The following is a 14,112-nucleotide window of genomic DNA, read 5'->3' as shown; positions in this document are numbered from 1 at the left end:
CTTCATTTTAAAATGAAGTAATTTGGGTTGATTAATTTTCATTGTAATACCTAAGATTATACAAAATGCTTAGGCTATGAATGAGTTAGCAATACCGACAGATAATCTTGCCGATTTGAAATCCCACTTCATAGCCTATGCTTGCTAGTTTTAATATATTGTTTAATAGTCTCATTAATGATAACTATTAGCATTATCATAAATGAAAACTAGGCTATTAACCAAATGATTTTGTTATTTATTTAAAAATAGACATAAATTTGTGAAGCGGATCAAATAAAATAAATAAAATTACAAAAATTCACTCCAAATTTATTCGAAATTTTTTATTCATATAAAACAATACGTTAGATTAAAAATATTCCTTTTTCATTCCTTACATTTGTTTGACGAAAAAACATACTTTTGTCTTACGCATCCAGATTTCAGCCGTCTGAAAGGCGGTTTTGTTCGGCTATCTACAGCCAGTTGTGACTTAGTTCTCACTTTCTAAAAAACATCTCGCTTTTATTGGGATTCTTATTGACCCTAGTCGAGGGGAGAATTATGATAGCTACACTTCATGATATTTTTATCATGGATAAAAACACTTCATGAATTTTATATTTTGTGGAGTTTATGAATTCACATTTCTCGTCTTGTATTCCATAAATGGTGAGGCAGTTGCAGGTCAGAGATGAGCTTAACGTTTATTACAACTTATCAATAAACCGATAGAAATATTAAACAGACACTAAGCAAAAACAAAACAGGAGCGTTGCATATGACTACATCACATAACGAATCACGCCGTCATTTTATGAAACTTATGGGCGGTGTTGGTGCCGGACTGGCATTCTCAGGAACGTTAGGAACTTTCACCAATCCAGCTTTTGCTAAAGCTGCGGTCTCAGGCAGCATCGAAGCCGGGATTGCTTATCCACTGTCAACCGGTTTCGACCCGTTAACTTCCAGTGGTGCATCTTCTTATGCGGCTAACCTGCATATTTTTGAAGGCTTAGTGGATCTACACCCAGCCACTCGCAAGCCTTATTTGGCATTAGCAGGGGCTGAGCCGGCACAAGTTGACGACACCACTTGGCACATCACCTTACGTGACGGTGCAACGTTCCACGATGGCAAACCGGTTACTACCGAAGACGTGGTTTACTCCTTTGAGCGTGTCTTGAACCCTGACAACAAATCATTGTTTGCTCAATTCATTCCTTACATCGACAAAGTGACCGCACTTGATGCCAAAACAGTTGAATTTAAACTGAAATATCCGTTTGCGTTGTTTAAAGATCGTTTGACTATCGTTAAAATCGTGCCAAAACATGTAATCGAGGCCGTTGGTGCCGCTAAATTCGACGCTGAGCCAGTTGGTTCCGGTCCGTTCAAATTTGTTTCTGCGGTGAAAGATGATCGTATCGTATTTGCGGCTCACGACAGCTATAATGGTATCTATCCGGCACAAGTGAAAGACATGACGTGGTTCTTACTGTCTGATGACTCCGCCCGTGTTACTGCGCAAGAATCTGGTCGTACCCAAGCAATGGAAAGTGTGCCATATCTGGATGTCACTCGCTTACAAAAACGTCAAACGGTTGAATCTGTACAATCTTTTGGCTTATTGTTCCTGATGTTCAACTGTGAAAAAGCACCGTTTGATAATCCAAAAGTGCGTCAAGCGTTACACTACGGTTTAGACACCCAAGCCCTAATCAATACCGCACTGATGGGTAACGCAGAGCCTGCGACCTCATTCTTGCAAACCACTCACGCCGATTATGTGAAAGCTTCAACCCAGTATGACTATGACGTGAAAAAAGCGGAAGCATTATTGAAAGAAGCCGGTGTAGCCAACTTGTCATTCAAACTATTGGCAACTGACCACTCTTGGGTGAAAGACTGTGCGCCGTTAATTTTGGAATCTTGGAACAAAATTCCGGGCGTTAAAGTCACCTTAGAGCATCTGCAATCCGGTGCATTATATGGTCAAGCTATCCCATCCGGTGATTTTGGTGTGGTTATTGCCCCTGGAGACCCATCGGTATTCGGTAATGACGTTGACTTGTTAATGAGCTGGTGGTACCGCGGTGATGTTTGGGCGAAAAACCGCTATCGTTGGAGCAACACCCCAGAATATGCCAAAGTGCAAGTGCTGTTGGACGACGCTGTTAAAGCGAAAAGCAATGCTGAAGCGAAGAAAATTTGGGGCGAAGCCATCAATATCATCGCTGATCAAGTTCCGCTTTATCCATTGTTCCACCGCAAACTGCCTACCGCATGGGATGCGAAAAAACTCAGCGACTTCCAACCATTACCAACAACCGGTTTGTCTTTCATCGGCACCGGTCGCAAATAACAAAAGCCATTCCGCAGGTATCGCAAGATACCTGCGTTTCTTAACTCATTGCTTTATTTGGAGATAACCATATGGAAATTGTGTTGCGTTTGCTGTTGCGGCGCTTGCTTGCCCTACCGGTGATGATGTTCGGGGTGACGGCATTAGTGTTCGTTATTCTGCAACTCAGTCCCGGTGACCCGGCAATTATTGCACTAGGAGACAGCGCCAGCGAAGCTGCCAAAGCCCTATACCGGGAAACACACGGTTTAAATGACCCTATTTTGGTTCAATACGGACGTTATATCGTCAACTTATTTCATTTTGATTTCGGTGTCACCATGCCACCGGAACAACCAATCAGTGCGCTGATTGCCAAAGCCTTTCCATTAACCCTGCAATTGACTTTTATCGGTGTTTTTTTTGCTGCAATTGTTTCTTTTAGTTTAGGCGTATTAGCTGCACTTTATCGCGATCGCTGGGTTGATCAAGTTATTCGTTTACTCTCTGTTGCCGCTGTTGCCACTCCGTCATTTTGGTTAGGGATCTTATTGATTCAATGGTTGTCACTAGACCATGACATTTTCCCGTCTGGCGGATTTGTTCCTTTCAGTGAAAGCCCGAAAGACTACATTCTTTCGATGACATTGCCCTCTTTGGCACTTGCCGTACCAGTTTGTGCCTCGTTAATCCGAGTAGTGCGCACCACCATGGTGGAAGAGATGGATAAAGACTATGTCCGTACTGCCATTGGTAACGGCGTGCCTTACTCCACAGTGATTCGCTATAATGTATTGCGTAATGCACTGATCACGCCAGTGACGGTGTTAGGGCTACGTGTCGGTTACTTGTTGGGTGGTGCCGTGGTTATCGAACAAATTTTCGATTTACCGGGAATGGGGAAATTGATTTTCAACGGTATTGTGAATCATGATCTGCATTTAGTACAAGGGGTTGTATTAACGATTGCATTCACCTTTATTTTGGTCAATATCATCGTTGATATATTGTATTTATTGATTAATCCAAGAATCCGGGGTTTATGATGCTACGTCAAGGTTTAAGTAAACGTTTAGCTAGCGGTGGCGCCCGCTTTCAAGCACTGCCGTTTAGCGCAAAACTCTCGCTCTCCTTTATTTTTCTGATTGCACTGGTGGCTATTTTTGCACCATGGGTAGCAACCCATGATCCGCTCGCTAGCGGCATTCCAGCACAAGCCCCAAGCTTAAATAACTGGTTCGGCACCGATCGCTTAGGTCGCGACGTGTTCTCACGCATGGTGTACGGTTCGCAAACCTCACTGATTATCGGTTTAGGTTCGGTCGGTTTAGCCATTCTTTTCGGTGCAATTTTAGGCTCCACTGCCGCCACCGCCAGCCGTTGGGGTAATGAAACCATCATGCGTTTGATGGACATCATGATGTCTTTCCCGGCGATTGCACTAGCCGCGGTGTTATTAGTGACATTTGGTAACTCTCTACCGATGATTATTCTGGCGATTGCGGTGGTTTATACCCCACAACTTGCCCGTGTCGTGCGTGCCAATGTCGTTTCCCAATGGGAAGAAGACTATATTCGTGCCGAGCGTGTGCTGGGGGCCAGCCGTCCTTATATTTTGATTAAACACGTAGTGCGCAACACTGCAGCGCCGGTGTTGGTATTCGCAACCGTGATGGTGGCTGATGCCATCGTGTTCGAAGCATCACTCTCCTTCTTAGGAGCCGGGGTACAAGCGCCTGCACCATCTTGGGGGAATGTTATCGCATACGGTCGTAATTTAGTCTTAAACGGTGGTTGGTGGGCAACAACTTTTGCCGGTTTAACCATTTTGTTAACTGTGTTGGCATTAAACATTCTGGCAGAAGGTTTAACCGATGCGTTGGTCAACCCTAAATTGCGCAAAACCACGCGCACCGACAGTGGCGAAGAAAAACCGGCAACCATTCTGAGCACCGATGTGCAAGAGGCGATGGCTGAGGGGTTGGCACTGAAGCGCTACCTATTTAACTTGCATAACAAAGAGATCACCCGTACTGATCGTATGCAGTTAGATCCAACTGCCAAACCGATTTTACAGGTGAAAAATCTCTCTATCCGCTTCCCGAGTCGTTATGGTGAAACCCCGTTAGTGGATAACATCAGTTTCACCGTCAATGAAGGGGAAACCATGGGTCTGGTCGGTGAATCCGGCTGTGGCAAATCAATCACCGCTTTCTCGATTATGGGCTTATTGCCACCATCGGCTAAAATCAGCGGCAACATCACATTCTGTGATCGCAGTGGCAAAGAGCATGATCTGCTGACTTCAACTCAACTGAATCAGCTGCGCGGCACTGAGATTGCGATGATCTATCAAGATGCGTTAAGCGCCTTGAACCCATCGATGCGAATCAAAGCACAAATGGCGCAGATCATCAATCGTGGCAGCAAACACACCGCTGAAACCCTGCTGTCATGGGTAAAACTCGATCCGTCCAAAACGTTAAACCGCTATCCACATGAACTTTCAGGCGGACAACGGCAACGGGTATTGATTGCGATGGCGTTAGCAAGAGAGCCGAAACTGGTGATTGCCGACGAACCGACGACCGCACTTGATGTGACGGTACAAGCGGAAGTGATCAAACTGTTGAATGAATTACGCGAAAAACTGGGCTTTGCGATGGTATTCGTCAGTCATGACCTTGCTTTAGTAGCACAAATGGCACACCACATCACGGTAATGTATGCCGGTCAAGTGGTTGAAAGCGCACCAACTTCACCATTATTGGCAAATCCAATGCACGAATATACCCGTGGCTTGCTCGGCTCGGTACTTTCCACTGAAGAACGTGCAAAACGATTATACCAAATTCCGGGCAGCGTGCCGTCGCCTTATGATTTTGCCACAGGTGACCGCTTTGCAGGTCGCTCCTTGCGTCCAGATGCCAATCCGCAACAAAAACTGCCGTTGGTTCCGGCTGGCGATGTGCCTAACCATTTATGGGCTTCGCACTTAGCAGAGAAACATCATACCACACAAGGGGAGAATGTATGAGCAGCAGTATCAAAGTCATCAAACCACAACATATCATCAACTTAAAAGATATCGTGGTGCAGTTCCCTTCGCGTGACGGTTCGCTATTCAGCCGCAACAAAGTCACCGCAGTCGGTGGTGTAGACTTCCACGTCAGTGCCGGTGAAACAGTTGGCATCGTCGGCGAATCCGGCTGTGGCAAATCAACACTTGCCAATGTGATGATTGGGCTGCAACCACCAACCTCCGGCGAAGTGAAATTCAACGGTCTGAAAATGCAGTACGGCAGTGCCGCAGCACGCAAACAGTTTGGGCGACAAGTATCGGTGATTTTCCAAGACCCGGCAACCGCACTTAATCCACGCATGAAGGTATTCGACATTCTACGTGATCCATTGGATATTCATAACGTGCTACAGCCGCACGAGCGGGAGAAACGGGTGTATGAACTGCTTTCTCGCGTCGGCTTGCCACGTTCTGCCGCCGCAGTGGAACCAACCCGTTTGTCCGGTGGGCAAAAACAACGGGTTGCCATCGCCAGAGCATTAGCGCTGAACCCGTCCCTGATTGTGGCGGATGAACCGACATCGGCACTGGATGTTTCTGTTCGGGCGCAGGTGCTGAATTTGTTGGCGGATTTGAAAAAAGAGTTGAATTTGGCGATGGTGTTTATCTCGCACGATATTCAAACGGTACGTCAAGTATCCGATCGAATTGTGGTGATGTTTGCCGGAAAAATCGTCGAAAGCGGTTCTTCCAATCAAATCTTTGAAAACCCACAACAGGATTACACTCGTCGTCTACTCGGCGCAGCTCCATCATTACTATAATCCACAGACGGCAGTTATAGGCCGCACCAACATAAAGCTCTCTTTCTCAACAAGGGAGCTTTTTTGATATTCATTATCGTATCCTCAGGCACTACAAATGGGGATTTAAGATCAACCTCACCGGACTTTCACTTATCACAAAGTTCGAAGTATAAAGTGCGGTATAAAATTCGATGCTTTGCGCCGTGTTTTTTAGTTTCCCTTATGAACTGCCTGAGCGGGTGTGAAATTTGTAGGTAAATTTTTCTGTTTGAGCGCAGCGAGTCTGCCCGCAACGCGAGCGAATTAAAAATTTTCCGTTAAACAAATTTACACGGAGCGAAGATCAGCAGTTCAATAGGGGGGCTTTCTTTTGCCTACTTTTCTTTGCACAAGCAAAGAAAAGTATGGTCGCCGTTCAGGCGAAACCCGATAGTAAACACAAAAAAATCACTATCGTAAAAAGAAAAAATACCTGTCTATCCTGTTCGGATTCCTACAAAGGTTGACTATCGCTGTCAAAACAGATAGTTTTATAAGCCGATTTTTATTTCAGCATAAGGTGATTATTCAGGCATGGCACATATTGACCCGACGTTATCCGGCAAAACTCCGACAAAAATTGAAAAAATACTTTGGAGCTTACTGCCGCTGAGCGGATTGATCACCGTGATTTTTCTTTGGATAAGCAATTATCAACCTGCCTATCAATACCAATTGCCTTGGTTCAGTCTGCTCAACATCAATTTTTTGATCTATATTGACGGACTTTCGCTACTGATGCTGTCGTTGATCACCGGCATCGGCTGTGCAGTATATCTGTATGCTGCCGGTTATTTCGCCGATCACCCTCAACTGCGACGGCTCTATGTATTGCTGACTGTGTTTATGCTGGCAATGATCGGCTGTGTGATTTCCGATCATCTGCTGCTGTTTTTCCTGTTTTGGGAGCTAACCAGTATCACCTCATTTTTATTGGTATTGTTTAATTACCAAGCCGAAGAAAACCGCACTTCCGCCAAGCAAGCGTTGCTGGTCACTGGCAGCGGTGGCTTATGTATGTTAGCCGGATTTTTGTGGCTGTGGCAGTTAACCGGCACGGCGCAAATTTCAGAAATCATCAAAATATTACCAGATTACCTCTCACAACCGCACTTTAAATGGATTTTGCTGCTGATCTTAATCGGGGCGTTTACCAAAAGCGCTCAGTTTCCGTTCCAATTTTGGCTACCAAATGCAATGGCGGCGCCAACCCCGGTATCGGCTTATTTACACTCGGCAACCATGGTGAAATTAGGGATTTTCTTATTGGCAAGACTGGATTATGCCCTTTCCGATTGGGCATTGTGGCAACAGATTTTGCAAACTGTCGGTTCGATTACTGCCGCTTGGGGCATGATGTTGGCGCTGCGGGAACGAGATTTAAAGAAAATCTTGGCATGGTCAACCGTGGCGTCGCTCGGTACGATGGTGGTGCTGATCGGCTTAGATAGCAGCTCTGCCTCAATTGCGGTGGTGACATTTGTGTTAGCACATGCACTGTACAAAGCGCCGCTATTTTTTGTCGCTGGCAATATCGATCATGCTACCGGCACGCGGATTATTGACCATCTCGGTGGCTTAAAACGCTATATGCCATGGACGGCAACCGTGGCTATATTAGCCGCACTTTCCATGGCTGGTATGCCGACTTCATTCGGTTTTATCGCTAAAGAAGCGTTGACAGTTGCCAAAGAAGCTGATGATACTCTGCCGTTCAGTGCTTATGGCAACATCATTTTCAGTATTATCGCGGTCGCGGTTGCCGCTGTTGCTGCGATTCGGGTATTTTGGCTGCACCCTGGCAACAACATCACGCCACATGTGCAGGAAGTGCGGATCAAAATGCTACTGGCGCCGGCACTGGTGGCGATTGTCGGTTTATTTATCGGTTTAACACCACAATTGGCAATTCCCTTTATTAAAATTGCGGCACAAACTATTACCTCAAAACCCATCGGCGATGTCGATTTGTATTTTAACTGGGAAGCTCTGCAAACCACCGGTTTAACTATTTTGGCAACAGTACTGTTCGGACTGATCGTCTTCTATTTTTGGGATCGGCTGCACTACGCTTTCGATCGCTTTTTGAAGCTATTCCCACAGTGGGGCGGCGCTGCAACTTATACCCGTATCGTCGATCAAATTCCGGCTTTGACCGCCAAAGTTACCGGCAGATTTCAACATGGGCTACTTTCCGGTTATATCCGCTGGATGCTGGGCTTTACCTTAATCAGCCTGACGCTCAGCTTGCTCTGGGCTATTTCGCAAGGGGTTAACATTAGCGTCAATATCACTACGCTGTTGGATCCACGACCGAGTCTTGGTTTGATCAGTGCCGCCGCCCTGATATGCATTGGCGCGATTTTCGTGATGTTGTCTGCCAAGCCCTTTATTTTATTGCTCAATTCGGGCTTGGTCGGCTTTGGTTCTGCACTGCTGTTTGTGTTTGTTTCTGCCCCCGATGTGGCATTGACCCAATTTGTGGTAGAAACCATTTTAGTGATTATTTTATCGTCGATTTTGATCATTTTGATTCAAAGCAAATCAGCGGATTTCAACCGTCCGCAAGATCGGCGCAAACACCCGAAACAACTGCTGTTCACACTGCTACTTTCGGTGCTGGTTGCCAGTATTATTCTGGTCACGTTGTTAGTGATGCTGGGGCTGGATTTCGACCATAGTGTTTCCGATTTTTATATTGAAAACAGTGTGCCTGAAGCCTACGGACGCAATATCATCAACGTGATTTTGGTTGATTTCCGCGCATTGGATACGTTTGGCGAAGTTGCTGTGATGCTGTTCTCACTGCTTGCCGCCCGCCCGCTGCTGCGTGAACTGAAACGTCAGACCGGACTGCTGAAACGCAATAAAGCAGAGAAAAACCAAGAGGTGCAACATGAAGCCCAATAAGATTCTCCTGTTAAGCAAAACCGCACTTCCGCTATATTGGATTGTGTTGCTGACCTCTTTAGTGATTCTCTTGCGTGGTCATAATGAACCCGGTGGCGGTTTTATCGCTGGTTTATTGGCAGCAGCCGCTTCAATTTTGTGGGCGATCGCCTTTTCCGCCAAGCAGGCAATGAAAAAATTACCATTCGCTTCACCACTGAATCTGGCAGCCTGCGGACTGCTACTTGCCGCTGCTGCCGGATTACCTGCGCTGCTGAGCGGACATGCTTTTTTATATCACTTTTGGGCAACGATACCGTTATTCTTTTTTGACTATAAAATTTCGACGGTGTTGCTGTTTGACTTAGGCGTATATCTTTGTATCTGGGGCGTGGTCAGCGGATATGCCATTATGTTGTTGGAAACCACGGAGTAGAGATTATGACGTTAGTTATTTTAATTACCCTTTGGATCACCCTGATTGCCGCGATCTATCTGCTACTGTCCCGTCACGCACTACGAATTGTGATCGGCTTAATGCTGCTTGGCAATGCCGTCAATTTCATTATATTGCTCTCCGGTCGGGTGTATTCAACGGTTCCTGCGGTAGTGCCGCTCGGACAAGATATTATTGAGAACCCGGCTAATCCACTGCCGCAAGCATTAATTTTAACTGCAATTGTGATCGGTTTTGCTCTCACCTGTTTTTCGGTTGTCTTAATGATTAAGCTGATTAAAAAACTAGGCACCGACGATATCAATGAATGGCGTGAAGCTGAGCCTCTGAATAACAGCGGGCATAAACCGGCGATTCATCCTGATCATGATGATAGCGATGGGTTTAAAAAATACCGTAAGGATCTGTGTTAATGAATTTTTTAGTCACTTCTCCCATTTTGTTGCCACTGTTAGCAGCAGGGATCACTGTTATTCTGCGTTACCGCCAAACCGCACAATATTGGGTCGGACTGCTGTCGGCATTGTTGATCCTGCTCAATCACTTCATGCTGTACAGTCCGCTGCAACAGCAAACGCTGTCTTCACAGTTCGGTGAATGGCAGTTGCCCTATGGAATCGGGTTTCAGATCGATGTATTGAGTTATATCATGCTCACCATTTCTGCCTTGATCACGTTCTGTTGCCTGCTGTTTATGCTGTCCGGTTTAAGTACTCGTCCGCTAAACTCACTGACACTCCCATTAATTTTTGGCTTGATCGCTGGGGTCAATGGCAGCTTTATCACGCAGGATTTCTTCAACCTGTATGTCTGGTTCGAAGTCATTTTGATCTGCGCCATCGGCTTATTGGCCATTGGGCGCAAAATTTCCCAACTGGACGCCGCTTTCAAATATATGGTGTTGAACCTGTTCGGCACGCTGTTATTGCTGACTTCTATCGCATTACTGTACGGCAGCACCGGCAACCTTAACTTTCAGGCAGTGCAAGCGGCACTGAGCAGCATCAACCCAGCAACAAAATTGATGATGATCACACTGTTTATTGTTGCAGTATTGATCAAAGTCGCTGCATTTCCGGTGTTCACTTGGATGCCTGCCTCGTATCATACGCTACCGATTCCAGTGATGGCACTGTTCTCAGCACTATTAACCAAAGTGGCTGTTTATACCTTACTACGCTCACTTTCCCAAGTCTTCACCCCGACCATCGACATCTTGCAGCTGGTGTTGGCTTGGATCGCAATCTGCACGATGGTGGTCGGCGTACTGGGTGCGGCTTATCATTGGGATATGCGTCGGATTTTGGTGTTTCACAGTATTTCGCAAATCGGCTACATCTTGCTCGGCATTTCATTGGCAAGCCCTGATGGAAATACTGCCGCTATTTATTACACCTTTCATCACAGTATTGTCAAAGCCTGCCTGATTTTGATTGCTGGCGTCATCTATCTCTATGCTGGCAGTTATGACCTGCGCAAAATCGGCGGACTGTATAATATCAAACCTTGGCTGGCGATCCTTTTCGCTATTCCGGCGCTGTCGTTGGTCGGCATTCCGCCATTTTCTGGCTTCTGGGCAAAGGTACTATTGTTACGTGAAACGATTGAACAAGGTCGAGCTCTTTGGACTGCGATTGCGCTCATCGTCAGCGTACTTACGCTCTATTCCATGATGAAAATCTGGTTTGAAGCGTTCTGTAAACCACATCCGCTGGTTTGCGACAGCAGCAGCGTCTGGCAACCCACAGTGCGACAAAATGTCAAACCGGCGGTAATCGCCATCAGCATTTTATGTATCGCCATCCTATTCATCAGCTTATTGCCAAATCTGCTGTACGATTTTAGTCATCGTGCGGCACTGCAATTGGGAGATTTGTTGTGATCGTCAAAAAAATCTGCGCCATGTTACAGCTCAGCCTGCAATTTTTATATTTGATGCTAAAATCTGGTTTTGCAACCCTGTTGCTGATCATCAAACTACAATTTGGATTGAAAAAATCGTTGCAAGACAGCTACACCAGCTTAACGATCCCTAATGTCAACGAAAATGGTTTAGTCGTGCTCGCTTGTCTGATCAGTCTGACGCCGGGAACTTCATTACTGGCGATCGACAGCGAAGATAATCGGCTGTTGCTACATATTTTGGACACTGAAAAAAGTGATGAATCTATCCGTGAAATCAGACAAAAATTTGAACCTTATATTATGACACTATTTGCCAAACAAGCTGTGCGAGGAAAAAATGCTGGAGTTTAGCCTGATTTTTGTTGTGGTCTGCGCACTCATTGCCATTTTATTGGTGATTGCTCAAATTCAAAAAGGTGCAGATGATGCCGATCGCATAGTTGCTTTAGATATTTTATTAGCTGCGGCGTTGATTCTGTGTATCATCGCCTCGTTAATGATCAAACGTACCGTATTATTAGACGTTGCCATCGGGCTTTCTTTAATCGGCTTTATCGGCACCGTCGGTTGGTCTGCCGTGATTCGGCGTAAAAATGATGCACAACAGCAAGAGAACAAATAACATGAATACCATTCTTGAGATACTGGGGATTATTTTATTACTGCTCGGCGGATTAAGTCTGGTCGTATCCGCACTTGGGATTCGTATTTTGCCTAATACTTTAAGCAAACAGCACGCCGCAACCAAAGCTGGTACTTTGGCGATCACCTTGATTTCGTTGGCAGCAATTTTGCTGGCACAAGAGTGGGCATGGACACTGCGTTTAACGATTATGAGTTTTTTCCTGATCCTCACACTGCCACTGGCGTCACACATGCTGGCTCGTGCTGCGGTTAAAGATACTCGTCTGCTCAGCGAAAAAGACCATTCGGCGGTTACACCCTATCAAGAAAATCCCGACAAATAAACAACACCCCATTTATGCATAAACAGGGTGTTATTCAAAGTGCGGTTAAAGTGACTATTTCTGCTCGTTAAAGGCTTCCAACGCACGCAACGAATAAGTATAAGCCGCACCAGCATTTAAGGCGATCGCTGTCGCCAACGCGGCGGCAACTTCCTCTTCGCTCGCTCCGGCTTTAATCGCTTCGCCAGCGTGCACACCGATACAACTTTCACAACGTGTTGTCACCGCCACAGCCAATGCAATCAATTCCCGAGTTTTAGCATCTAATACATCGCCTTCCGCCGCAGCCGCATTCAATGCGCCGTAAGCTTGCAACATTTTGGGATATTTCTGTCCTAATTGTCCGAAAGATTTTTTCACATGGCTCACATCATTTTTCCAATCTGCAAACATTTTGTTCTCCTGATTTCAATAATAGGTAAATACGCTGGCTAACGGCGCTTATTATTGATATTATAAGGCAATATAAATTGTTATATAGTATCATTTTTTATCTTATTCATCTTAAGCGGAAATATGACCATGGACTATCTCGATCGACTGATACAACTTGCCCAAGTAGAGGGCAAAATTAACGTGCTTTGCCGCTTTCAAGGTAGTTGGCAGCTCAAACACCAACAAGAACCGGAAGCACTTGGTATTTTTCACATTATTTCAAAAGGGGAATGCCGCCTGACATTAAATGATCAACAGAGTTATCACTTAAAACCCGGTGATGTATTTTTTCTGCCACACGGTCTCGCCCACCGTATCGACAGCAAGCATCAAAGTGCGGTTGCAACGGAAGAAAATACACCACTGACCGCACTTCAACAATTACAACACGGTCCATTTACCTTACGCACCAACAACCAAGCGTCCCACGATTTTGAAATGTTCTGTGGCTATTTTCACTACTCCGGGCATTCAACATTACCAGCGATTTTGCCTGAATATTGGTATTTGTCCGGCAACAACAGTTCGGTTGCCGCACTACTAGAATTGCTGCAGAAAGAAGCCTTGTTGGAAATCGGTACGGTTTCGGTTGTCAATGCGTTGTGTAATGTACTGTTTACCTACCTCACACGCGATTATATCCAACGCAGCCAAGACGTGACCAACGGCGTATTAGGCGCACTGCAAGACAAACGTCTATACCACTCAGTGAATGCCATGCTACAAAATCCAGAAAACAGCTGGAACATGGAGAATCTGGCAGAACTGAGCACCATGTCGCGCGCCAATTTCATCCGTCTTTTCAAAAGCAAAACCGGTACCTTACCGGGAAAATTTTTAACGGGATTAAGAATGCAAAAAGCCGAATTGCTGCTATGCAACACCAACAAATCTATTTTGGCGGTGGCACTGGAAGTCGGCTACCAATCTGAAGCCCACTTCAGCAAAGCCTTCAAACTGAAATACGGCATCTCCCCAAGTAAATACCGGGTACAGCGCATAGAAAAATAGCTGGAAATTTAGGGGCTGTTGATCTTTTGTGTTTATAAATCAAGCAAAAAGAGTGTGATTTTATCCGACAGCGACCTACAGTCGCAATCGGTTAAGCATTGATGAGAGGCTTTGCCTCTCTGAAGCAGCCGCAAAGCGGCTGATCTATGCGTAACCTAGTACAGCTTTGCCTTGCTAGGCTAAAAGGATTAGTTTTAATACTTAAAAGCTCAATACACCCTAGGGTCTGTTGATTTTTGTTTATATTTTGAGTT

Annotated in this window: 13 protein-coding genes; 12 read left to right on the top strand and 1 reads right to left on the bottom strand. The window is 45.6% G+C overall.

Annotation, left to right across the window (positions count from 1 at the left end; genetic code table 11):
• Window positions 1-799: 799 nt before the first annotated feature.
• The 11 genes from FHQ23_RS09500 to FHQ23_RS09450 all read left to right on the top strand — a co-directional run bounded on the left by FHQ23_RS09500 (window position 800) and on the right by FHQ23_RS09450 (window position 12,412).
• Window positions 800-2,347: an ABC transporter substrate-binding protein gene (locus FHQ23_RS09500; RefSeq protein WP_139614113.1), complete on the top strand. Its 1,548-nt coding sequence runs from the start codon at window positions 800-802 to the stop codon at window positions 2,345-2,347.
• A gap of 71 nt (window positions 2,348-2,418) precedes the next feature.
• Window positions 2,419-3,372 carry an ABC transporter permease gene (locus FHQ23_RS09495; RefSeq protein WP_139614111.1) on the top strand — a complete coding sequence of 318 codons (954 nt, stop codon included), beginning with the start codon at window positions 2,419-2,421 and terminating at the stop codon, window positions 3,370-3,372.
• Window positions 3,372-5,363: a dipeptide/oligopeptide/nickel ABC transporter permease/ATP-binding protein gene (locus FHQ23_RS09490; RefSeq protein ID WP_139614112.1), complete on the top strand. Its 1,992-nt coding sequence runs from the start codon at window positions 3,372-3,374 to the stop codon at window positions 5,361-5,363. Before FHQ23_RS09495 ends, FHQ23_RS09490 begins: the two co-directional genes overlap by 1 nt.
• Window positions 5,360-6,172 (top strand): ATP-binding cassette domain-containing protein, encoded by an 813-nt coding sequence (locus FHQ23_RS09485; protein ID WP_132966866.1) that lies wholly within the window; start codon window positions 5,360-5,362, stop codon window positions 6,170-6,172. Before FHQ23_RS09490 ends, FHQ23_RS09485 begins: the two co-directional genes overlap by 4 nt.
• A 555-nt stretch (window positions 6,173-6,727) precedes the next feature.
• Entirely contained in the window at window positions 6,728-9,103 is a 2,376-nt protein-coding gene (mbhE, locus tag FHQ23_RS09480; RefSeq protein ID WP_139614110.1) for a hydrogen gas-evolving membrane-bound hydrogenase subunit E, read from the top strand.
• Entirely contained in the window at window positions 9,090-9,518 is a 429-nt protein-coding gene (locus FHQ23_RS09475) for an MnhB domain-containing protein (RefSeq protein WP_139614109.1), read from the top strand. The genes mbhE and FHQ23_RS09475 overlap by 14 nt, the downstream gene beginning before the upstream one ends.
• 5 nt (window positions 9,519-9,523) lie before the next feature.
• A complete protein-coding gene (locus FHQ23_RS09470) occupies window positions 9,524-9,952 on the top strand; it encodes an NADH-quinone oxidoreductase subunit K (protein WP_139614108.1) in 429 nt (142 codons plus the stop codon).
• Window positions 9,952-11,421 (top strand): complex I subunit 5 family protein, encoded by a 1,470-nt coding sequence (locus FHQ23_RS09465; RefSeq protein WP_139614107.1) that lies wholly within the window; start codon window positions 9,952-9,954, stop codon window positions 11,419-11,421. Before FHQ23_RS09470 ends, FHQ23_RS09465 begins: the two co-directional genes overlap by 1 nt.
• Window positions 11,418-11,795: a Na+/H+ antiporter subunit E gene (locus FHQ23_RS09460; RefSeq protein ID WP_139614106.1), complete on the top strand. Its 378-nt coding sequence runs from the start codon at window positions 11,418-11,420 to the stop codon at window positions 11,793-11,795. The genes FHQ23_RS09465 and FHQ23_RS09460 overlap by 4 nt, the downstream gene beginning before the upstream one ends.
• Window positions 11,782-12,066, top strand: a complete 285-nt coding sequence (locus tag FHQ23_RS09455; RefSeq protein ID WP_139612196.1) for an MrpF/PhaF family protein — start codon at window positions 11,782-11,784, stop codon at window positions 12,064-12,066. Before FHQ23_RS09460 ends, FHQ23_RS09455 begins: the two co-directional genes overlap by 14 nt.
• Before the next feature lies 1 nt (window position 12,067).
• Window positions 12,068-12,412: a cation:proton antiporter gene (locus FHQ23_RS09450; protein WP_176552294.1), complete on the top strand. Its 345-nt coding sequence runs from the start codon at window positions 12,068-12,070 to the stop codon at window positions 12,410-12,412.
• 54 nt (window positions 12,413-12,466) lie between these two features.
• Here FHQ23_RS09450 and FHQ23_RS09445 read toward each other — a convergent pair whose 3' ends face one another.
• The gene (locus FHQ23_RS09445) at window positions 12,467-12,805 is read right to left on the bottom strand and encodes a carboxymuconolactone decarboxylase family protein (RefSeq protein ID WP_139614104.1); all 339 of its coding nucleotides are present in this window, start codon (window positions 12,803-12,805) and stop codon (window positions 12,467-12,469) included.
• 129 nt (window positions 12,806-12,934) lie between these two features.
• Here FHQ23_RS09445 and FHQ23_RS09440 point away from each other — a divergent pair, with 129 nt between their 5' ends.
• Window positions 12,935-13,858: a cupin domain-containing protein gene (locus FHQ23_RS09440; RefSeq protein WP_139608592.1), complete on the top strand. Its 924-nt coding sequence runs from the start codon at window positions 12,935-12,937 to the stop codon at window positions 13,856-13,858.
• Window positions 13,859-14,112 lie beyond the last annotated feature (254 nt).

Source organism: Testudinibacter crocodili, assembly GCF_006228025.1.
In the GTDB taxonomy this organism is placed as follows: Bacteria; Pseudomonadota; Gammaproteobacteria; order Enterobacterales; family Pasteurellaceae; genus Chelonobacter.
This window is presented reverse-complemented; position numbering and strand designations above follow the sequence as displayed.